The 24,215-nt window shown below is 38.8% G+C and carries 13 protein-coding genes; 7 read left to right on the top strand and 6 right to left on the bottom strand.

Features of this window, described 5'->3' with window-relative positions; translation table 11 throughout:
- Positions 1-10 precede the first annotated feature (10 nt).
- The 5 genes from HAV12_RS09465 to HAV12_RS09445 all read right to left on the bottom strand — a co-directional run bounded on the left by HAV12_RS09465 (position 11) and on the right by HAV12_RS09445 (position 12,013).
- On the bottom strand, positions 11-2,674 hold the full coding sequence (locus tag HAV12_RS09465) for a beta-1,3-glucanase family protein (RefSeq protein ID WP_171569425.1): 2,664 nt from the start codon (positions 2,672-2,674) through the stop codon (positions 11-13).
- A 344-nt stretch (positions 2,675-3,018) separates the two neighbouring features.
- On the bottom strand, positions 3,019-6,987 hold the full coding sequence (locus tag HAV12_RS09460) for a family 16 glycosylhydrolase (protein WP_171569424.1): 3,969 nt from the start codon (positions 6,985-6,987) through the stop codon (positions 3,019-3,021).
- Between the two features lie 217 nt (positions 6,988-7,204).
- Positions 7,205-10,114 carry a triple tyrosine motif-containing protein gene (locus HAV12_RS09455; protein WP_171569423.1) on the bottom strand — a complete coding sequence of 970 codons (2,910 nt, stop codon included), beginning with the start codon at positions 10,112-10,114 and terminating at the stop codon, positions 7,205-7,207.
- A 695-nt stretch (positions 10,115-10,809) separates the two neighbouring features.
- Positions 10,810-11,448, bottom strand: coding sequence for an HAD family phosphatase (locus tag HAV12_RS09450; RefSeq protein ID WP_171569422.1), 639 nt, complete (start codon positions 11,446-11,448; stop codon positions 10,810-10,812).
- A gap of 91 nt (positions 11,449-11,539) precedes the next feature.
- Positions 11,540-12,013: an NUDIX domain-containing protein gene (locus tag HAV12_RS09445; protein WP_132037046.1), complete on the bottom strand. Its 474-nt coding sequence runs from the start codon at positions 12,011-12,013 to the stop codon at positions 11,540-11,542.
- Positions 12,014-12,218: 205 nt separating this feature from the next.
- Between HAV12_RS09445 and HAV12_RS09440 the strand changes: the two genes are divergently transcribed.
- Positions 12,219-13,385: a DUF4861 family protein gene (locus tag HAV12_RS09440; protein ID WP_171569421.1), complete on the top strand. Its 1,167-nt coding sequence runs from the start codon at positions 12,219-12,221 to the stop codon at positions 13,383-13,385.
- A 58-nt stretch (positions 13,386-13,443) separates the two neighbouring features.
- Here HAV12_RS09440 and HAV12_RS09435 read toward each other — a convergent pair whose 3' ends face one another.
- Positions 13,444-14,535, bottom strand: coding sequence for a LacI family DNA-binding transcriptional regulator (locus HAV12_RS09435; RefSeq protein WP_240345256.1), 1,092 nt, complete (start codon positions 14,533-14,535; stop codon positions 13,444-13,446).
- 138 nt (positions 14,536-14,673) lie between these two features.
- Here HAV12_RS09435 and HAV12_RS09430 point away from each other — a divergent pair, with 138 nt between their 5' ends.
- The 6 genes from HAV12_RS09430 to HAV12_RS09405 all read left to right on the top strand — a co-directional run bounded on the left by HAV12_RS09430 (position 14,674) and on the right by HAV12_RS09405 (position 24,146).
- Positions 14,674-15,123, top strand: a complete 450-nt coding sequence (locus HAV12_RS09430; protein WP_171569420.1) for a YhcH/YjgK/YiaL family protein — start codon at positions 14,674-14,676, stop codon at positions 15,121-15,123.
- Positions 15,124-15,126: 3 nt separating this feature from the next.
- Complete coding sequence (locus HAV12_RS09425) at positions 15,127-15,792, top strand: bifunctional 4-hydroxy-2-oxoglutarate aldolase/2-dehydro-3-deoxy-phosphogluconate aldolase (protein WP_171569419.1); 666 nt, start codon at positions 15,127-15,129, stop codon at positions 15,790-15,792.
- Positions 15,793-15,809: 17 nt separating this feature from the next.
- Positions 15,810-16,622, top strand: coding sequence for an SDR family oxidoreductase (locus tag HAV12_RS09420; protein ID WP_171569418.1), 813 nt, complete (start codon positions 15,810-15,812; stop codon positions 16,620-16,622).
- 25 nt (positions 16,623-16,647) lie between these two features.
- A complete protein-coding gene (uxuA, locus tag HAV12_RS09415) occupies positions 16,648-17,832 on the top strand; it encodes a mannonate dehydratase (RefSeq protein WP_171569417.1) in 1,185 nt (394 codons plus the stop codon).
- Positions 17,833-18,243: 411 nt separating this feature from the next.
- Positions 18,244-19,881, top strand: coding sequence for a hypothetical protein (locus tag HAV12_RS09410; RefSeq protein ID WP_171569416.1), 1,638 nt, complete (start codon positions 18,244-18,246; stop codon positions 19,879-19,881).
- 170 nt (positions 19,882-20,051) lie between these two features.
- A complete protein-coding gene (locus HAV12_RS09405) occupies positions 20,052-24,146 on the top strand; it encodes a two-component regulator propeller domain-containing protein (RefSeq protein WP_171569415.1) in 4,095 nt (1,364 codons plus the stop codon).
- Positions 24,147-24,215: the final 69 nt, after the last annotated feature.

Raw genomic sequence — 24,215 nt, 5'->3', positions numbered from 1 at the left:
TCATTTAAAACTATTTTTTAATAAAACGTTTCACCGTTTTCTGTCCGTCTTTTTCTAATACAATCAGATAAACTCCGGCTCTTAAATGCGAAACATCTACACTGTTATTCGTTACTTTTTGTCCGGAAACTACTGCTCCGGTCTGAGAATCTACGATGCTTACGTTTCCTGAAACTTCTGTACTAAAGAAAAGTGTCGTATCTGCCGGGCTCGGATAAACATTCAAAACAGCCGCAATTGGCTCTTCTTCGACTGTTTTTACTACAGCTGTTTTTGCCGCCGCACCCACTTTCGTGATTTTAATCCAGTTGATGTTCATTCCTGTATTTTGGATGTAGATACCAAAATTGTACGTTCCCGCATTTACGTTTACGGTTTGCGAAACCGTCTGCCAGTTTTGCCATCCTCCGGTATTTGGAATATCAACTGTACCAAGTACAATAGTTCCTCCGTTTAAATCAGAAGACAATTTACCTCCTGTTACTCCGCTGGCTACTCTGTATTCGATTAGGTAAGAACCTGTAGTTGGGAAATTAATGCTGTTATACGCTAACCAGTCCCCTGTTTCGGTATATCCAACATTCGAACCGCCTCCGGTATCTGTTGTCGCTTCTACCTGAATGCCGCTCATAGCTGAATAATCTTCTGCCTGAATTAGAACGGAAGTCTGAGAAGTGGTAGCCGGAATCAGTTTCCATTGTCCGCAAGTCTGGTTGTTATTGTCCCATTGCTGTATATTGGCACCATTGGCAGTACTTGCATTGGTAACCTCAACAATTCTTCCGCTGTGACGCGCTACAATTTTATAAAATCCGTCGCCGGTAGCAACCAATATAAATTGTTGGTTTGTCGTAGCATTGTACGGATATTGCTCTACATTGGCACCGTTCGCTTTATTGAAATTATTCACGTCTAATGACTGTCCGCTATGATTGGCAATAATTTTATACAAACCATCTCCTAAATGCGTAAATGTAAATTTCTGGTTGTTTGCTGAATTTGCCGTTCCCTGTGCAACATTGGCTCCGTTTGCTAAACTGGCAGTCCAGACATCCATGTTAAGGCCGCTGTTTCTGTTTTGTAAAAAGAAAGTTTGATTTCCTAAAGTCGTCGTTCCGTTGGCAAGAATTCTGATAGAAGTTACTTTATCATTCCAGGTGGTATTCAAACAGGAATTATCAGAATTAATGACGGTTGAAGCTCCGCCAAAGTTATCGTCCTGATATAAAATCGCCTGAAAACCTTGTGTAATTTTAAGGGAAGAAATAGCATCATCATCAATACCTAATGTTTTTAATCGGGCCAAATTATAATCTCCAATCGTTAATCCTCCGGAAAATCCGGTGTAATTACAATCTTTATAAGCCGTAATCACATCCGTTGTAGCGGGAACTGAAGGAACAGTTCCTGCATATCCTCCAAAAACAGCAATTACTTTTGTTGGCTGTGGAGTATGAAGCGATGGCGACTGATCGGCCACATCATCATAAGCAAATCCATACGCCAGATTGTCTACGCTAATGCCCGGCAAATGCCAGAATTTAGAGTAATGATTCGTTGGATTCACCTGATAAAATTTCGAAGCATCGTACCAGTTTTGCTGTCCCGGATTTGGAGTTGTAGTATTCACAACATGTCTGTTGATAGCCGCTGTTAATTGTGCCTGAATCACAAGATCCAGATCTCCGTCGACTAATCTTCTGTCCAGAACACCTTTCCCTTCCAGGGCTTCCTGTGTAGAAGGTCTGCTTTGTACACGACCTGTACGGCCTGTAAAACCTCCTGATTGTCCAACCATTTCCAGTTGTTCACCGATAACTCTTCCTTTGAAAACTCCGGCATCTCCGGCATAAAATATCAAATCTTCATTTTTGTATTTATTCCAGATGGCATCGATATAAGATTTTAAATAATTAGCATGAGGCCCCACTGAAGTTCCTCCTGTTCCGTCTGCAAAAGCAGGCGTTTTAGAAGGCGCGGTAATTTCTCCGGTAGCATCATTCACACAACCCTGAAACTCCGAAGGTACATTGGCCTTGAAAGCTGCTACGATCTCTGCATGTTTCTTTAATTCGCCTACACGTTTTTGGTATCCGTTTGCACCGAATAATTCCAGTCCCATTGGGTATTTATACGAATCCACTCTCGAAGGATTTCCAAAGAAACCGTATTGGTTATTGGTCAGTTCGATTATTTCGTATAAAATTCCCTGATTCGGATCTGTTGCATTTAACGGATTTGGCGAAGTATATCCTGACGGAGCTCCACTGGCACCAAAAAAGTAAAAATACAATTGCTGTCCTTTCGATATAAAAACCCTGCATCCTGCAATCTGTGGCAAAGTGAAAGTCTTGTTTGGAATTTCACTCAGTTTTGTAAAACAGTTTGCATATTTTGAGTTTTGTCCCGGTCCGGTGTTTCCGCCAATTGTTGGTCCGGTAACGGTATTATAAGAAGCACTCATGGGTAACACCTGGCTTGTTTTGGCGTTTACCCAAACGTGATTTCCGGTGTTATAATCAATACCAACAATGGCTACATATAACTCGTTGTCATTGTAAGTTGAAGTATTACTGATGGTAAAAGGGATCGGACCCTGACCATGCATCCCATTTGAAAACACCAGAAACAGTGTTATCAGAAAAGAAATTCTTGTAAGTTTAATTATTCTCATATGTAAAGTTTTATGGGGTTACTACTAAATTTTAAACACTGCAATCACTTTGTTTGAAAATGATTGTATTAACCCGTCAGGTGCAATTATGTGGTGCTATCCTTAAATTTAAACTTCGGTATATGGAAACCGTTATTTTTTATTTTAATTCAATCACACCCAACGGATTTATACTCTTTTTTCAGGTTGTCCGTAACTATCTATAGCAAAGCGAAAAATCAGCCACTCCCGAGAGCTATCAGGATAAAAGATTCACGCAGATTTTTTAATAATTCATTAAAAATCTGTGAAATCTGTGAAATCCGTGGCAAAAAATACATCTTAAACTTTGCGGACTGTGCAACTTATTTTTTAATCAGCTTCTTCGTCCAGCTCTTTTCATCCGAACTAAAATTCAGGATATAGATTCCTTTTGGAAGTCTGCTGATATCAATAATGCTTTGATCTGCGGTAGTATTAATTTTGTTTTTCACTACCAGATTACCGGCTAAATCATGAATCGTAACTTCCTTATTCTTCAGATTCCCAGATACCGAAAGCTCAATATAATCACTTGCCGGATTCGGATAAATGGCTAGATCTGCTGCTGCTGTTTCGGGAGCTGTTTCTTTCGAAGCCAATGTTTGTTTGGCTGCCGATGCCGTTCCGTATGCTTCGATCTCAAACAGGGAATATCCGTAAGGAGCCAAAGCTTTTGCCGTACATAAAATTCGGATGTATCTTCCGGTTCCGCTTACCACCAGGTCATCGGTGCCTCCATCGCTGGCGGTTTGTGTGTTTACCGTTTCGTTTTCGGTGAAAACATTATCGGTTGAAATCTGCACTTTGTATTGTGTTGCAAAAGCAGCTTCCCATTTCAAAACCACACGATTAATGTTATAAGTACTTTGTAAATCCACATAAATCCATTCGCTGGCATTGGCAAAACTACTCGCCCATCTTGAAACTGTTCCGTCTCCATCTGTGGCTTTGGAAGCCGAAAGTGTGGCATTTTCTTCTGTAGAGGCTACGGCTGTTTTCGCTAAAGCTAAATTGACATTGTTAGTCGGAGGTGTAATATTTCTCACTACCACATCGCTAAAAACTCCGGTCGCTAATGTTCCGTTGGCATGAGAAGTAACGGCCATTCCCGCATAAATGGTACTCGCCATTGCAATAGTTCTTGGCGTACCAATCTGCGTCCATGTAGTGCCATTATCCGAAGAATAGGACGTAAATACATTTCCGGATCTTACGATTCGAAGCCATTTTGGAGTAGTTCCTGCAGCTCCCTGACCAATCGTTGGTACAGAAACGGCATCTCTCGATAAAAATTCTACTCCTGCTGCGGCCGTAATATTGCTCATGGCATGTTTAGACGTTGGCGTAAGCGTTTCACGGAACATCACTCCCGCTTTTGCATACGTATTCGTGTTTGTTAGCGAATTTACTTTCGCAATTATTTCAGCATCACCCGTGATCGGCTGATTTACGTATTGAAACTGATCGCTTGATTCCCAAATATCTGTTCCTGCTCCTTTTACGGTAAACGTTCCGCCGGAATAAGCGGCCACTCCAGCCGGAGTTACGGCACCTAAATCGGTACTTACCCACGGAGAAGGCAAAGTGTTGGTCGGATTTTCTGTAGTAACCAGATTTACACTTCTGATATTGTCAAAATAGTACGTGTTTCCGGAGCTTGTTCCCGGTTCAAACAAGAAAACAAAACGATTTACTTCGCTGTCTAATGTTGAGGCATCCGGTGAACTGGCGTACGTAAAAGTTACCGTATGCCATGTATTGGTTTGTTTTACAACACCCTGATACACGCTGTGCCTTCCCACAGGAAAATTAGATGGAATTGAAGCGCTGCTTTCTGCCTGCCAGGAGATTACAGATCCAACCGGAGCTGAAGTATAAACATCCATAGCGAATTTTTTGGTTCCGCTTTTGAAATCCCCCACATTTGTGATCGTTGAATTAAAGGAGAAGTTATCGTATAATTCTGTTGCTTTTCTAACATATCTGCCCACGTTTGCAGAAGTATTGATTCCACTTACACTCGGGTTTGCAGCATTGGCTGTATAGGTTCCAATCGCATCCCTGAAAGTGATATTATGAATGGTCTGATAGTCTTCATAAACCACTCCCGGTGTAAAAGTATCGGGTAACTTAGTTGCACCAATTCTGATGTTGTCAAAATAATACGTGTCGCTGGTATAAGAACCGGAGTTAAACAACAATACCATCTGGTTAACAGCCAAATTTGAAGTTCCTGCGTCAGGACTTGAATTGTAATAGAACGTCAGCGTTTCCCATTGATTTTGTTTGGTAGTTATCGCGACATAATTACTGTTTCTTCCTGTTGGAAAATTCGCCGGAAGAGAAGTGGCACTATTTTCTAAATTCAGACTCACCACAGTTCCAACCGGAGCCGAAGTATACACATCGATCATGATTTTATTGGTCTGGTTTTTTAGTAAACCGGCATCTTCAATCGAACTTTGGGTGTTGAAAAACAAGACGTCATATTGTTCGGTTACGTTTCTAACGTACCTCGCCACATTCGCGGAAGCATTCACTGAGTTTGTACCCGGATTCGCTACTACGGAATAAGTTCCTGTAGTGGTTCCTTTTATAATTTTGTTGATTTCGTCATAATTCTGCAGCACATCTGTAGCAATAACGGGCTTTTCGGGAGCTGCTTTGGTCAGCAAATTATCAAAATAATACGTAGCACCGGAATTGGAGTTAGACTCAAAAAGGAATACGACATTATTGATTGACAAGGCACTGGTATTCGGATCGATTACTTTTTCGAATTCAAACTCTATCGTTTCCCATTTGTTTTGTACCGTCGTAGTCGCTTTGAAACCGCTATGTCTTCCGGAAGGATAATTGATCGCTGTTGTTACCAGGCTATTTTCTAATTGCATGGATATTTTAGTTCCCACCGGAGCCGAAGTATAAATATCGAAAGAGAGTTTCTTTCTTCCGTATACGTAATCGTTCGCGTTTGAAATGGTTACGTTTTTAATGTTTAAAACATCGTATAATTCAGAGGCGTTACGAACATATCTTCCTACCAAAGCAGAGGTATTCACACCTGTAGCCGAAGGATTCGCGACAGCTTCTGTCAAAACACCCGTTTTTAAAGGATACAGCACATTCCTGTTACTTTGAAAATCTTCGTGGACTTTCTCCACCGGTAATGGAACTTCTGTTGTTACAGCCAGTTTATAAGTCGTGGCCGTACAGCCGGAAACAGTGGCCACAGCCGAAACATCTCCTCCTGTAGTTCCCCAGTTAACGGTAATGGTATTGGTTCCCTGTCCTGAAGTAATGGTTGCCCCGGACGGAACTGTCCAATTGTAACTTGCACCTGCAATTGCTTTCAGCGTATAGGTTTTACCGGTTTCGTTGTGATACACTTTTGCATCCCCGATTACGCCATTTGCAAAACTCCCGTCGTATACACGTACATAATCCACTTGCAATTTCGCCGGAAAATCAGCCGGAATTGGTTCAACTCCTGCTCCGTTTACACTGGTGTACGGCGTTCCCAAACTACCTACTGCCAGGTTTAGAATGATGTAAAACTGCTGGTCGTTAAAAGGCCATCCGCCATTTACAGTTGTAGCCGGAGTTGCAGTATGAAACAAATTGCCGTCAATAAACCATTTGATACTGTTGGGTCCCCATTCTACAGCATATACGTGAAATTCTGTAGACAAATCGGTTGGAGAAGTATAACTTCTTCCGGTGTAATGATACCCTCCTCCATCGTAATGAATGGTCCCGTCTATGGATTTCGGATTTCTGTGTTTGGTTTCCATGATATCAATTTCGCCCGTATAAGGCCAATTTGCTACACCGGCAGGCAGCATCCAGAAGGCCGGCCACGCGCCCATTCCCGAAGATAACTTCATACGGGCTTCTACCCTTCCGTATTTCAGGGCGTATTTCCCTTCCGTAGTCAGTTTTGCTGAGGAATACGGCTGTTGCGGGAATGCTGCATTAGGCTCGTACTTTGCCTGAATGTTCAGGTAACTGTTTGTTCCTTCTTTGACAATAGTAGCCTGATTCGGATCGTAACGTTGCGCTTCTGCATTTCCGAAGCCGCAAAGAGAAGGACAGCCGTTTCCGGAAATACTCTGCCATTTGGTTGCATCAACTGTAGTACCGTTGAACTCGTCTGCCCAAACAAGTGTATTACATTGCGCCTGTAGTTTTAGAAAAGGAGACAATACAATCATTGTCATAATAAAAAACCTTTTCAGATCATTGTAATTGCTTTTCGGTGGTCGGCCGAAAAAAGAGTCTTTTTGATTCATTTTTTTTGTTTTTTGTTAGTAAAGCTTATTACGAAATCAAAAGTCAATTTGTAAAGAACGGACTGTTATTTTTCGTAATAAGGAACAATATTAACAAATAAAACACGTAGAAAGTCAATTTAGGGATACGGTTTGACTACGGTACAGGCAAAAAAAATGTAGTAAATAGGCGTCAAACCGCGTAAATACCCCTAGGATTATACTGAATAATAAAAATTTAAAAATTAAGAATAAACTCTGTAATATTCGCTTCCGAGGAAAGTTGTAATTTTTTCCGGATACGGTATCGGGTATCTTCGACACCTCTTACCGAAATTCCTAAAAGCGGTGCAATTTCTTTTGTATTGAAATTCATTCGCAGGTACGCACACAATCGCATGTCGCGTGGCGTTAATTCCGGGAAACTTGTTTTTAGGCGTTGCATGAAATTATCATGAAGTTGATTGAAGATTTCTTCAAACTCATTCCAATGCTGATCACCTTGCAGTTCGTGATCGATAATCCGGTTTATTTTGGTCAGTATATTTAAATTCGCTGCTGAATCCTTCTCTTTTTTGATCTCCGTAATAAGCTCTTTTATAGACAACAGAATTTCATTTAAATGAATAAGATTCACCGTATTTGAAGCTACTTTGGCATTTTTAAGATTAATGGTCGCTTCCAGATTCTCCTTTTCCAGCAGCAATTTCTGTTCATTAAACTCTGCACGGGTAAACAGCAGTTCTTTTTCCTGATTGATAATCAGCTGGGAACGTTTGCGCTCTGCCTGATTTTTTTGATATTTAATAATAGTGTAAATCAAAATGCCGAAAAGTGACAGATACAAAATATAAGCCCAGCTCGTTCGGTACCAGGGTGGTGAAACTTCAAATCTGAAAACAGCTTCCTCACTCACCACATCGTAAATATTTTTAGCCCTTACGTGAAAAATATATTCGTTTTCAGGAAGGTTCGTATATTCTTTTTCGGTCTGCAGGCTCCAATCGGACCATTTTGGTTCAAAACCTTCCAGCCAGTATTCGTATTTGGTAGCATCTGCCTCATCATAACACAATGCCGCAAAAGAAAAGTGCAGCGAGTTATTAGAATAAGACAAAACCGGAGAGAGTCTTTCATGAGGAGAATCCATATTGGTGGGAAGCACATCATAGCGGCTGGAAAACAAGAGACTATCTTTGGGAAAAATACATTTTACTTCGGAAATAATCGATTTGTATTTGGTTTGGTAGGTCTTTCTTTTGGTACTGTTGTAATGAATTAAACCGTCCTGCGTTCCAAAAAACACATCACCGCTTGCCGTGGTCTGAATGTTTTCGAAACCCGGAATGTATAAGTATCTTAATTTTCTAAAAGGCAATTCTTCTAAATGAAGATTTCCCTGCTTCTTCTGATTTATTTTTCCGGTATTTTCGCCCGAAACATACCAGATGTTATTTTGATGGTCTGCTTTAAGCAAACGAATATGGCTTTCCATTCCCAGATATTTCCTGAAAACAGGATCGGGAACCATTTTCTTTGAAGTTGCCTCTTGTTTATAAACGCCTTTTGTTGTTCCGAAAAGAATCTGATTATTGATTTTGAACGTATTTAAAAACAAACTCGACGGAAAACCATCTGCCTGATTATAAAATACAATGTTTGAAACGGCCTCAAAGGTTTTATTAAACTTTAGTTTATATATTCCTTTATAACCGTGGGCAATCCAGATATTTCCAGCGGCATCGGTGACAATAATCCTGCTGCTTTCCTCAAATCCTTTTATCTTGTGCTGATACACCCAGGCATTATTTATTTTCTTCAAGAGATACAATCCGGTGTAACCTCCCACGAGCAATAAATCCGGATGATTCGGAATTATTACACCTTGCCAGGCGCCATCTACTTTCGCCAGCAATTTTGCTGAAGCGCCATTGATTTCGAAGATTCCGTTTTTCTCAAAAGCGAGAAGCGAGCTCCCGAAGACGCCAATATTCCATACATTTTCAGACATTCCGGAGATATGCTGAAAATGTGAATTTTCTCTTTTGCCGTTTTTATACGCTTGCCAGTCGAGCCAGAATAAACCATTATCGGTTGCGATATACAATTTGTCCTGATAAATCTGGCTGCAGTATATTTTGGTTTCAGCATTGGAGGTGTCCAATATTCTCGACAATGGCGAAGAAATCTGGATCAGGGAAATCCCTTCCTTGAGTGTGACCCACAAATTGCCTTCTTTATCGGTTTTCAGATTCGTCACATATTCGTTTTGCAATCCCATTTGCTTGTTGATATGCTGAATCAATTGTCCTTCACTATCCAGGACTACCAATCCGGTCTGACGTGTTCCGATTCCCAGATACCCGTCAGAAAGCAAAACAGCGGTTGAAATCTGATTTTGCTTCAGTAAATAATCTGCTTCCGTTACAAAAGGTTTCAGCAGATTGTCTTTATAAGTGAATAGTCCATTTTTTTGGGTAAGCAGCAGCAATCCTTTTTTGGTTTCAAAGATTTTTCGAATCTTCATTCCGACAAATTGTTTACTATTCGGAATTGGAACTAAAGCATCATTTTCCAGTTTCAGCAAGCCTTTTGCATTGTCTGAAACATAGATGTCTTTATTGACTTCGAAAAACTCATCAAAATTAACTTTCGATTTTAATACTTTGATTTTCTTATTCTTATAAATAAATATGCCTTCTATAGCGAAAAAAATCACTTCTTCTTTACGAATAACGGTATGCAGTACATCCCCGAAATTTCTGGACGAAGCGGGAAGCAAATTCACCAGGGAAGTATATTTGTATTGCCCGTTGGATAACTGAACCACATAGCCAAAATCGCCCTGGGCCCCAACATACATTTTATCTTTTTTATCGATAGCAAGGGAACGAACCATACTTTTGTTGTCCGGCTGGGTTACAATATTCCATCGTACGCCATCAAACTGCATGATTCCAAAATGATTGGCAAAAAACATCATTCCCCTGGAATCCTGCAAAACATCCCAATTCTCGGAAGCAGCTTTATAACTTTTCGGATTGTAATTGGTGATGAAAGGAACCCCTGTTTTTTTAATCTGGGCAATACTGATATAGGGCAAAAAGAATATCGATACCACTAAAAGTCTACGTATATATTTCGTCATTTTATTTTGGTCTGTAGGTTATTTGATGGTTTATACAACCAATCGCAAAAACAATCCTTTGGGAGAAGTCACTTTTACGCAAAACAAATCGTTTATTTATTAACACTAATATTAATAATATAGTATTTTAAGTCATAAAAAAAACGAATATCTAAATTCAAATATATAAAAATTTATTTTATTGTAACAAATTACATTCATATATCAATTGGGTAATGAGAGAATTAGAAAATGTGATGATGAGATAATTTTTGGAATGTGTGGGTGTAAAATGTGGGATGTGATATTTAAGGTTTGAAATGGACTAGCTGACCTAAACTTTCCAAAGCCAAATTATTTTAAAGAAATCACAATGTTTTATGGTCAATTGTGTCATTTCGACCGAAGGGAGAAATCACACTCGTTGATCCGCAAAGATTGTCGACATTCTTTGGGGAATTTCTTATGTGATTTCTCCCTTCGGTCGAAATGACAAAGCTACCGCACAAACTGAAAACTAAGACTGAGACTGAGACCGCGACTAAAAACCTAAACTTTACAATAGATAAGCGTTTCGACTCCGCTCAACGTGACAAATGTACCGTAGCCCACTGAAAACCGAGACTGAGACTGTAAACTTCAAACTTCAAACTTCAAACTTGAAACCTGAAACTTGAAACCTGAAACCTGAAACTTGAAACCTGAAACTTGAAAACCTAAACCCCAATCATAGTCCCTAACTCCTCATAACTACTAAAAAGTATCGCACCTTCCTTTTGTAAATCTTCATCGTTATAGCCATTCGCAAAACCGTAGACCTTAAAACCTCCTTTTTTTCCTGCCGTTACTCCTGCTTTGCTGTCTTCGACTACATTACAATCTTTTACTTCAAAACCCATTTCTTTTGCGGCGTGCAGAAATATTCCCGGATCGGGTTTCCAGCTTTTAATCTCGTAAGAACTGAATATTTTATTTTCGAATTTATCCAATAAACCTGCAACTTCAAGGTTCAGTCTGATTTTATCTACCGGACCGCTGGACGCCACACAATATGGAATTTTTAAACTATTCAGAAACGAAAGCACACCTTCCATAGGTTTTACCTGTGTTCTGAAGGCTTCAAAGCTTCTTTGACGGTATTCATTTTCAAAACTTTCAGGTAATTTTTTTGCAATGGCACTTTCTATATGTAAAAAACATTCTTTTAAATTTCGTCCGTTAAAATCACGATATGCATCTTCTAATTTCATTTCAAAACCATGTTCAGCTGCCATTTCAAGTAAAATTCCATTACCTATTTTTTCAGTATCCACCAGAACGCCGTCACAATCGAAAATTATACATTTAACTTCCATATTTTTTATTTACCTTTTTAATTAATCTGCTCCCTTTCATCAGAAAACAAGAATGTAATTTACAAAAAATATTCTCTATGGCGGGTAAATATTAGAGTGAAGAAGAAATTTTTGAAACTATCTGTATTATAAAATCAGCCTGTGCGGGGTTTACTTTCTGTAATGCTTCGTCGGTTTGAAACCATTCCGCTTTATCAATTTCCGGAAAGTTATTTATAGTTCCGGATTTGGGAGGCCATTCCATTTCGAATTCATTGCTTTTTACCAAAGTGACATCAATGTCAAATTCTAAAGCCCATGCAAAAACCATTTTACCTGATTTGAGTTTTACAGATTCCAGAACAATAAAATCGTCTGATTCACCTTCCAGTTCAAAACCTGTTTCTTCCTTAAATTCACGCTTGGCAGCAAGCAAGGGATCTTCATCGGCTGAAAATTCACCTTTCGGAATTGACCAGCTTTCTAAATCCTTATTTTTCCAAAATGGACCTCCCGGATGAACCAATAAAAAGTAAATAGTTTTATCTATGAATTTGTAGAGTAATATACCGGCGCTTTGTTTCATGGAGATTATTGTTCAATTTTCACTTACATAAAGATAAATACTTTATCTTTCATAAATTACAATTACAAACTTTTTAATCTTAATACTTTCATTTCGGGTTTTCTGTACATTTTTACCCCAATTTTGTATTTCTTTCTACTAATTGATTTGTAAATTTATAATTCATAAAACAATTGCCTTTTAAATAAATTAAAACAATACTATTTTGAAAAAACACCTTTTATTCACCGCGATTCTGGCAAGTAGTTTTGTCCTTCATTCTCAAAATAAAATTATTACGGTTACCAATTCCCTTCCGACAGATCGTGAATTTGAAACTGTTGAATTAACCAAAAAATCACTTGGACTCCCTTCTTCTGCTAAACTTGAAAATTATGCGGTGAAAGAAAAAAAGTCCGGTTTATCTCTGGAAAGTCAATCTGTCGATAATGACGGAGACGGAATCGCTGATGTTTTATTGTTTCAGCCCAAAATAGATGCTTCTTCTGAAAAAGAGTATGAAATTGTGCCATCGGATGCTGCGGACTCCAAAAACATTAATTGCTATTCGAGATTTGTTCCGGAACGCACCGACGATTATGCCTGGGAAAACAACAAAGTGGCTTTCAGGACTTACGGTCCCGTGGCGCAAAAAATGGTGGAAGACAAAATTCCGGGTGGAACACTTACCAGTGGAATTGATGCCTGGCTAAAAAGAGTCGACTATCCGATCATCAATAAATGGTACGAAAAAGCAACTTTGGGAACCGGAACCTACCACAAAGATACTGGTGAAGGTTTAGATAACTTTCATGTGGGAGACAGCCGCGGAATTGGCGGAATTGCTGTAAATGCAAAAGGAAAATATTATTTCTCTAAAAATTTCATCAGCTGGAAAACCATTACAACAGGCCCGATAAGAACCAGTTTTATATTGACTTATGCCAAGTGGGATGCAAATGGGCATAAAATAACTGAATCTAAATTAATCAGCCTGGATTACGGAAGTTATCTTTCCCGTTTTGAAATTTCTATTAAGGGAACCAAAAACATCGCTGCCGGAATAACACTTCACGATAAAAAAGGCACGATTGGAACAAATATAGAAGAAGGCTGGCTAAGCCACTGGGAACCTATCGACGATTCTGAAATCGGAACTGGTCTTGTGGCTCCACAAGGTACTCTGACTGCTTTCGACAATCATCTTACGGAGGAAACAGATTTGAGTAATCTGTATGGAAATTTAAACGTAAAAAAACATAAAGTGGTTTACTACGCGGGTTTTGGATGGAAAAAAGGAAGTCCTTTCAAGACGAAACAAGATTGGGAAACGTACTTAAGTTCGTTTGCTAAAAAAATAAATAATCCGTTGGTTTTTAAAGTGAAGGAATAATTTAAACCCGACAGGTTTTAAAACCTGTCGGGTTTAATTAAATTAAGATAAAACCGTGCTAAACTGTTTTCTTCGCAGGAAAATAATTCTCTTTTAAAATGATTTCCAGCGGAATATAATGGGTGCTTTCTACTGTTTCCTGCAAGACCCTTTTTCTGTACAAATGATTGATTCCCATATATCCTTGTTCTTCAGGTCTTTGATTTATTAAAAAATCAATTATTCCTTTATTTAAATATTCAATATTTTCTTTGAGTAAATCGTAACCAATAATACGAATGCCCTTTATATTGTTTTTTTCTAAAAACCGGGCTACAATATAAGCTCTTGAGTTAGGTACAAAAACACTGTTAACACCCGAAAATAGCTCCATATTCAATTGATCAATTCCGGAATCTTTAATCGTCACTTCTGAGAACTTAAAATTATTCAGTTCCCCGTGATCCTTAAAAAAAGAATAAAATCCGTCGATACGCTGCAGATAAACAGAAGTGCTTTCAATTTCCCGGGTAATCTTAAAAATCAGCACCTGTCTTTCGTTTTTCACTGCAAAACTAATGAGTCGTCCGGCAAGATAACCACTTTGAAAAGCGTCCTGCCCAACATAAGCATGCTGCTGATTACTGTCAATATTAGAATCTATCATGACCACCGGAATATTCTTTTTTTCAAATTCCTTTAAAAAACGAATAGATTCTTCGTAAAATATAGGAGCAAACAATAATCCGTCGCATTCAAAATTTAATACTTTCTGGACAGATTCCTTAAAAGAAGCGATGTCAAAATCGTAGAAAAAATAATCCAGTACAACGCCGAATTTCCGAAATTCAATTGCCGCTTTTTCGATTCCGACAATCTGGCTTTTCCAATATTCGAGATTTTCGTACTTGGGTAAAAAGACGGCAAAATGAAATTTTTTATTCAATGCCAGATTACTCGCCAGGATATTGCGTTTGTAGCCGTATTTTTCAATGATCGCATTTACTTTATCGACATTGTCCTGCGTCACCTGCCCCCGATTATGAATAATCCTGTCAACCGTTCCCGGAGAAACATTGGCCAATTCTGCTATTTTTTTAATCGTTATGATATTCTTTGTATTTAAGTTAAAAAGGTTTGGTAAGCGTGGAAATTTAATTTTTTTTATCAAAGATAAGTGGTTTGAGTTTAGTTTTTACATACATTTGTAAAAAACCGTGTGCGTACACGAGAAAAACACAAAACCCCGGCTTTAAAACAGATAATCCGTTTTAATCACTACATAAACAACAAACTATAAACAAACAAAATGATAATAGATTCCCTACATAACGCCAAAAAATATTACAGCCTGCATCCGAATTTTAAAAAAGCTTTTGATTACGCAGAACAAAACGATCTCTCTAAATTGGAAGAAGGCGCTTTTCAAATTATGGAAGGCCTGAAAATAATTGTAATTGCAGGCGAAGGAACCACCAGAGAAGAAAGCATAAAAGGTTTTGAATGCCACGATCAAAATATTGATATTCAGATTTCTGTAAAAGGACCTGAAACTTTTGCCTGGAAACCGAGAGAAAAATGTACCAGTCCAAACGGAGGTTACAGTGACGAAAAGGACGTCCGTTTTTTTCATGATGCACCCGATATGTTTTTCCAATTGCAGGAAAAACAGTTTGCCATCCTGTTTCCGGAAGATGTACACGCCGCCATGATTGGAGAAGGATTATTAAAAAAAGTCGTTTTTAAAGTAAAAATATAAGCTATGAATACTATTCAAAATACCATAGATGTTATTGTGCGGCAAGGAATTCTCCCTTTGTATTTCAATACCGATGAAAATAAAAGTATCGAAGTACTGCGTGTACTTTACAAATCAGGAATCAAGGCTGTCGAATACACCAACAGGGGCCCGGAAGCAGCGTCCAATTTTCGGAAAATGGTCGAAATCCGAAATGCCGAAATGCCGGGAATGCTTTTAGGAATCGGTACGATAAAAAATATTGAACAGGCAGAAGAATTTCATACGATCGGAGCAGATTTTTTTATAAGTCCCGGATTTGTTGCTGAAGTATCCGATTTCCTGAGAAGCAAAGAAGTTCTTTATGCACCGGGCTGTATGACGCCAACTGAAATTATAACGGCAGAAAATGCCGGAATTAAATTCATTAAACTTTTCCCCGGAAACATCTTAGGCCCGGATTTCCTGAGTGGTATAAAGGATATTTTTCCAAACCTTATTTTTATGCCTACCGGCGGTGTAGAAACCACGCTGCAAAGTATTCAAAGCTGGTTTACAGCAGGAGTTTCGGCAGTTGGAATGGGAAGCAAACTAATCAGTAAAAAAGTAATGGAACACGAAGCTTACGACACCATCGAAAAGGAAACAGTAAGGGTTTTGTCTTTGATTGAAACCATCAGAAAAAAATAAATTATAGTAACTCAAATATGGATTCAATCTTTAACCTTAAAGGGAAAATTGCACTTATTACAGGCGGCGCCGGCGTACTCGGAAGCAATATGGCAAACGTACTGGCCAAACAGGGCGTTATCACCGGAATCGTATCGCAATCTCTCGAAAAAGCGAATACTACCGTTGCGGAAATTGAAAAAAACGGAGGAAAAGCATTTGCCATTCAGGCGAATGTGCTGAACAAAGAAGACTTAGAAAAAGCAAAAGATTTAATAGTAGAAAAATACGGTCGTCTGGACATTCTCATTAATGCTGCCGGCGGAAACATGCCCGGCGCAACGATCAGTCCGGATCAGGCCATTTATGATTTAAAAACCGAAGATCTGCAAAAGGTGGTTGATTTGAACATCATTGGAACGATGCTTCCGTCGCAGGTATTCTCTGCACTTTTCGCAAAACAGAAAGAAGGAATTATTATCAATATTTCATCAGCGTCGGCACAAAGGCCTTTGACGCGGGTGGTGGGTTACTCCGCTTCAAAAGCAGCAATCGACAATTTTACGCAGTGGATGTCGGTGGAACTGGCTTCCAAATATGGCGAAGGAATTCGGGTCAATGCGATTTCACCCGGCTTTTTTATCGGAGAACAAAATCGTGCCTTATTACTGACCCCCGAGGGAAAACTGACTCCTAGAGGTGAAAAAATCATCGAACATACTCCAATGGGACGATTTGGAACCCCTCAGGATATAGACGGGGCGTTGCTGTTTTTATGCAGTGACATGTCAAAATTTGTAACAGGAACCATCCTGAAAGTCGATGGAGGATTTGCCGCTACAAGTATTTAAAATAACTACCAAATAATAAAATTAAATGGAACAAACGTTAAGATGGTTCGGCCCAAACGATCCGGTTTCCCTGCAGGATATTTTACAAACCGGAGCAACCGGAATTGTAACAGCACTACATCATATTCCGAATGGGGAAGTATGGCAAATAGAGGAAATAATAAAACGAAAAGTCGAAATTGAACATAAAAACGGAGATCCCAAAGAAGGCCCTTCAGGTTTAGTTTGGTCTGTTGTGGAAAGCATTCCGGTGCATGAAGACATTAAAAAACAAACCGGAAAACACCTGCAGTACATTGAAAATTATAAAGAAAGCATCCGAAATCTCGCCTTGTGCGGCATAAAATGCATCTGTTATAATTTCATGCCCGTTTTAGACTGGTCCAGAACCGATTTGTCTTATGAAATGCCGGACGGATCAAAAGCACTGCGTTTTGACATTAATGCCTTTGCTGCTTTCGAATTGTTTATTCTGAAAAGACCCGGTGCCGAAGAAATATATACTCAGGCACAGATTGAAAAAGCAACCAAATACTTCGAAGCAATGACTGATGCTGATAAGATAAAATTACAGCAGAACATTCTGGCCGGGCTTCCGGGGGCAGAAGAAGCGTATTCAGTGGAAGATTTTCTGGTAACACTAAGTGGATATAATCATATTGACAGACAAAAACTAAAGGATAATCTTTTCTTCTTTTTAAGAGAAATTATTCCCGTTGCAGAAAAAGCAGGTGTTCTTATGGCTATTCATCCGGACGATCCGCCCTACCCGATTTTAGGATTACCGAGAGTCGTGAGTACCGAAGAGGATCTGATAGAACTTATGGCAGCAATAGATTCGAAATCAAACGGATTTACAATGTGTACCGGTTCTTATGGTGTAAGAGCTGATAACGATTTGCCAGGAATAGTAAGACGTCATGGTGACAAAATGAATTTTATTCACTTAAGAAGTACCGAAAGAGACGAAGAAGGCAGTTTCTACGAAGCCAATCATCTGGAAGGGAATGTCGATATGTACGAAGTGGTCAAAGCAATTCTGGAAGTTGAAAAAAGAAACGGCAGTAATTTACCGATGCGCCCGGATCACGGCCATCAGATGCTGGACGATTTACATAAAAAAACGAATCCCGGATATTCGGGAATTGGGCGTTTAAGAGGGCTTGCCGAATTGAGAGGCCTTGAAATGGGGATTAAAAGAAGTTTTTAAGTTTTTTTTAGCCACTGATTGCACAGATTAAAAAGATTTTTTTTAAGGATGAAAATTTCACGCAAAGGCGTAAAGAAGCAAAGTTCGGCAACATTCTTGTCATCCTGAGGAACGAAGGATCACACTCGAAACTATGCAAAGATTGGCTACTTTGTGTGCAGATTCCCTAGTGTGATTTCTCCTTACGTCGAAATGACAAAATGCTTGTCCTTTATGAATGTATTGCCACAGATTTCACAGATTTAAACGGATTTTTTTTAGAAACGACCTACATCAGTTTACATAAAAACTTTGCGTCTTTGCTACTTTGCGTGAAATACAATTACAAAATAAAAAAACTTTGCACCTGTGACCCAAATATAACTCCCAAAGAATACCAGCTTTACTAACCACCACAAAAAACCACAAAACATGACCCGCCAAATCCTTTTCATTGGTTGCAGTCTTTTTATTTATAGCATTGCAACAGCTCAGCAAATCCCTAAAATACTTACGGATTCAAAAACAAATTACTTACCCGATTTTAGCTATGCAGGCTATCATTTTGGAGAAAGCAGTATCCTTGAATCCAAAGGTAAAATCATGAATGCAACAGATTTTGGCGTAAAAGCAAATGATGATTTAGACGACTCAAAAGCCCTGTTAAAAGCAATACAGGCAGCCAATGCCGTTGAAGGAAATGTAATCCTGCAATTGCCAGCAGGAAGGATCATACTGAGTGCTGTTTTATATCTCGAAAGAAGTAATTTTGTGCTTCGCGGTTCGGGTTCGGGTGCTAACGGCACAGAGATTTACTGCCCAAGACCCATGATGTATTTAAAAGATCCTGAATCACTGGCGGAATTAAGGGAATACCTCACCACTTTCGATAAAAGACAGCGGGAAAACGAAAACAATATCGATTTGCCTTTTTCACAATACGCCTGGTCGGGAGGCTTTATCTGGACTCAGATTCCGGGTGAACGTGTAAAATCGTATCTGGATAAATATGAGCCTGCTCCAACAAGTTTAGCGAAAGTCAGTAACGGAACGATGGGCGAACATACCATAACTGTCTCCGACGTCAATGGACTAAAAGTCGGTGACATTGTAGAATTGCAATTATTCAATAAAGACGGAGAAAACGGTGAAATCATCAAAGATTTATACAAGGGCGCTCCTGTAAAACCGGGTTCACACCACTGGAAATTTCCAAAATTACCAATTGTAAGACAACAGGTTGAAATTACCAAAATTTCAGGCTCGAAAATCACCTTAAAAACACCTTTGACAATCTCCATTAAACCCAGTTATCAGGCACAATTAACAGAATGGAAACATCTGAGCGAAGTGGGTATTGAACAGCTGCGTTTTACCTTTCCGGACATTCCGAGAGTGGCACATCATGTTGAACCGGGAAACAATGCTATTTTCTTAACCCGTGTTTTTAACAGCTGGGTCAGAGATGTTGTGATCACTAACGCAGACAGCGGAATTCTGGCAGAAGAAATTGCTAATGTAACGATTCAGGATATTGTAACCGACGGAAATCACATGGCGCATTATACGGTAACTCTGGGCGGTGTTCATAATGTTTTGGTTAAGAATTTAAAGATTTATAATAAAGCCGTTCATCCGTTAAGCTTCAATACTTTTGCGACTAAAAATGTGTATCAGAATTGTGAAGTCTTTGCCGATCCGCTTTTAGATCAGCATTCCGGTGCCAATCATCAGAATTTGTTCGATCATATTACCGTCCATATCACTCCGGAAAGCAATAGCAGCTATGCCCTATTTGGTGGTGGCGGTGCCGATTACTGGAAACCTTCACACGGGCCTTACAGCACTTTTTGGAATCTGAATGTGCAAGTAATTAATCCGGAAGAAATTCAAAAACCCGTTTTGCTTTATGGTATGAAAGACGGCCCGTTTGCGAGAATCATTGGTGTAAACGGAAATGCCAAATTCGAAGTAAAATACGAACCGGATCCTTATGTCGAATTTTTAAATCAGTCCATGGAAAAAGTGCCTTCCTTGTATGACTATCAATTAAAAAAGCGCTTAAAATGAAGTCAGGTACAAAGATGCAAAGGGACAAAGGGACAGAGTAACAAAGTTTCAGAGATGCAGTGATTATTACAAAAAAACCGATTACATAAACTTCAACACTTTGATCCTCTAAACCTTAGCAACTAAGAACCTCTGAACCTCTGAGCCTTTGCACCTAAAAAAAAAACGCTATGAAATACAAGATAGTCTTTCTGGTTTTTGTTTTTATTACTGGGAATTTGTTTTCCCAGAATAAATACCGTCTCAAAAATATCTCTACAACCGACGGACTTTCACAAAGTTCGGTCATTGCCATACATCAGGATAAACTGGGGCAAATGTGGTTCGGAACACGGGACGGACTCAATAAATATGACGGCAGTGAGTTTACTGTTTTTAGAAATGATGTTACTGATAAAACGACCATCAGTAACAATGATATTTTGGCAATCGAAGAAGATAATTCCGGGAAATTATGGGTGGGAACGTACAACGGACTGAATTGCTATGATCCGGTTTCGAATACTTTCAAAAGATACCTGCACAACAAAACCAATCACACCATCAGCAGTAATGCCGTATGGTGTATCAGGGAAATAGGAGAAGAACTTTGGTTTGGTACTTCAAAAGGATTGAGTATTTTCAATAAAAAAACGAAGCTTTTTACTTCTGTTTTTCATTCCGATACGGACACTTCCACTTTAGCGAGCAACAATATTCTTAGTATTTTAAAAACCAAAAAGGGAGAAATCTGGGTTGGAACTACCAAAGGTTTATGCAAACTGATCAGCCGGAAAAACGGAAAATTATCCTTTAAAAACTATCCGCTAAACCAAACGGGACTTTTGAATGTACAGGCCATTGCAGAAGATGCAGAAGGTAATTTGTGGATTGGTACCAAAAACAAAGGACTCTTAAAAATGGATCAGGCAACCAACAGGTTTGTTTCTTTTTTACCGGATGAAAAATACAGGGAAATCCATACCGACATTCGTTCTCTGGCCATTGACAATGAAGGTGCTTTGTGGATTGGCGCTTATGACGGAATTTATATTTACGGCAAAGACAAAAGTCTGGAGAAAATCAATAACACGAATAACAACAACGGAATTGATAAGGTAAAATCGGTTTTTGTCGATAAAAAAGGTTCCGTCTGGATTGGCTGTTATTACAAAGGCGTGAATATCTGGGACATTTCCAATGTCAATTTTTCGAATTACAACCAGAACTCCAAAAAGATTCCGATGAGTTTTGATGTCGTCAGTTCGATCATCACCGACAAAAATAAAAACATCTATTTTGGAACCGAAGGCGGCGGAATAACCATTTACAACCAAAATACATCGGCTACCAGTTACATCAACAGTAAAACGGGACACAACAATAAAAACGATATCAAATCAATGTCGCTTTCTCCCGATAATATACTGTGGATAGGTACCTTTTCTAAAGGATTATCGGCTTACAATACGCTTTCCAAAAGAATTGAAGATAGTCGAATTAGTCTGGAATTACAGGAATTATTAAAAGAAACCGGCGTTTATTCGATCAAAACCGAAGCCAATGGAATCGTTTGGATTGGCACTTTCGGAAAAGGGCTGATCCGATACAATTCGATTGACAAAACCTTTGCCATTATTGGAAACGATACTTCGAAAGCCAATTTCCTGACCAACAATATCATTCGAACCCTGTTGATCGATAAAAAAAATGTGCTTTGGATAGGCACTCAAAATGGCCTGAATTGTATTTCACTGAATACTTACAAACCCAGTCAATATGCCGTAAAACAGTACTTTTTTGACAATCCGTCTTTATCCGGAGACGATATTCTGACCTTGTTTCAGGACAGCCAAAACAAAATCTGGGTCGGGACAAAAGCAAAAGGACTGCATTATTTTGATGGTAAAAAATTTAACCGGATCAATTTAAGAGCCGGAAACACGATTATTACTTCTATACATTCCATCTTGGAAGATGATGATAAAAATTTATGGATCAGCACGAATCAGGGCATTATAAAATATAGCATCACGCAGCAAAAAGTGGTTTTATACGATCAGAAAGATGGTTTGGCGAGCAATGAATTTAATGACAATTCTTCCTTAAAACTGGACTCGAATAAATTCTACTTCGGAAGCCCGTCGGGTGCGACTTATTTTAATGCGAAAAAACTATCGATTAACCGATATTCGCCTCAGGTTTTAATCACCAATCTGAAAATTAAAAATCAGACGATTCATCCCAATGATTCGACAAAAATATTAGAGAAGAGTATTGGGTATACCAAAGACATCACACTGGATTATGATAAAGCCAATTTTTCAATCAGTTTTGCCATTCCAAATTACATTCGATCCAAAAACAATCAGTACTGTTATCGTCTAATTGGTCTGGAAAATAACTGGACAACCACCAAAAACAGCGAGGCCATATTTGCCATTCAGAATCCGGGGACTTATGTTTTTGAAGTCAAAGGAGCCAACAACGACGGGGTTTGGAACACCACTCCCACTACACTCACTGTAACGGTAAATCCTGCCCCGTGGCGCAGTATCTGGGCCTTTTTATTGTATGGCATATTGATTGGTCTGGGCTTGTATGGTTTGATCTGGATTATAAAATCGAAAGCCAGACTGAAACAAAAATTAGAATTGGAATACCTCGAAACCAAACGTATCGAAGAAAACAATCGGGCAAAACTGGATTTTTTTACCAATATTTCGCATGAATTCAGGACACCCTTAACTTTAATCCTCGGGCCTTTACAACAAATATTAGCCGATTATAACGGAACAAATGAAATGTACAAAAAGCTTTTGGTGATAGAAGGAAGTGCCAATCATCTTTTAAGCCTCATCAACCGATTAATGGATTTCAGGAAACTCGAAAATCACCAGGTGGCACTCGAATCTGCCAACGGAAATATTGTCAAATTTACCAGGGAAATCTTTCTGTCTTTTATTGAATATGCCAAAGACGGTGGTTACCAATATACTTTTGAAGCTGAAGAAGAGGAAATTCTGGTTTATTTTGACCGCTATAAATTAGAACCTGTTTTTTATAATCTGATTTCAAATGCTTTCCGCTATACGCCAAAAGGCGGCAATATCCATATCAAAATACATCACGATCACGAGAACCTGTTTATTGCGGTAGAAGATTCCGGGGTTGGAATTGCAGCAGAGCATATTGATAAAATTTTTGATTTGTTTTTTGAAATTCCGATGCACAACAACGTTCAGAAAAACTACAATAAAGGAACCGGAATTGGTTTGTCGATCGTAAAAAACATTGTCAAGCTGCACAAAGGAACCATCGATGTTGTCAATAAAAAACCGGAAGGCGTAATTTTTACCGTGACCCTTCCGATGGGCAGAGCACATCTGCAGGAAGAAGAGATTATCAAAGATTTCAGAATAAGTGATGATATCGAACAATATACCGCTCAACTGGAAACCGTTGAAACCACTGAACCCGAAGATATTGATGATTTTGTAGTGAATGCCGAAAAACCAACCATTCTACTGGTAGAAGATCATAAGGTATTGCGGAACTTCATGAAAAATCTCCTCAAAAAAGACTACAATATTATTGTAGCCGACAACGGAAAAACGGCTTTGGAAAAAGCCCTACAACATGTTCCGAATTTAATTATCAGCGATGTCATTATGCCCGAAATGGTGGGTACAGAGCTTTGTTCCAGAATAAAAGAAAATTTAAAAACCAGTCATATTCCGGTCATCTTACTGACTTCGAGATCTTCCCTGGTGTATAAATTTGAAGGTCTTGAAAGCGGTGCTGACGATTATATCAGTAAACCTTTCAACTTAACTGAATTTAAGCTCCGTGTCAAAAACCTGCTGAATTCCACGGAAAGATTGAAAGCCAGGTTTTCAAGTGAAGACAGTTTTGTTCCGTCAGAAATAACGGTTTCCTCACTGGATGAGGCATTATTAAAAAAAGCATTTAAAATTGTAGAAGACAATATCTCGAATGAACAATTTGACATTCCGTTTTTCTGTTCCGAATTAGGGGTTAGCCGTACGATGTTATTTTTAAAAGTAAAAGCATGGACCAATTTTACGCCAAACGAATTCATTCATGAAATACGATTGAAACGTGCGGCTCAGTTATTGGAACAAAATAAATTAAACATTTCAGAAGTAAGTTATAAAATAGGCTTCAACAATCCGAAATACTTCAGTAAATGTTTCCAGAAAAGATACGGGGAAACTCCGTCACAATTTGCTGACAAATTTTCAAAACCACTCTCCGTACTATAAAAAATCCACTGTTTTCAAGGCTTAAAAAAGGGTATCTGTATTTTTAGATACCCTTTTTTGTACTTCTAT

Source organism: Flavobacterium sp. CLA17 (assembly GCF_013112255.2).
Lineage (GTDB): Bacteria > Bacteroidota > Bacteroidia > Flavobacteriales > Flavobacteriaceae > Flavobacterium > Flavobacterium circumlabens.
Note: the sequence above shows the minus strand (reverse complement) of the source record. Positions and strands in the feature narration are given on the sequence as shown.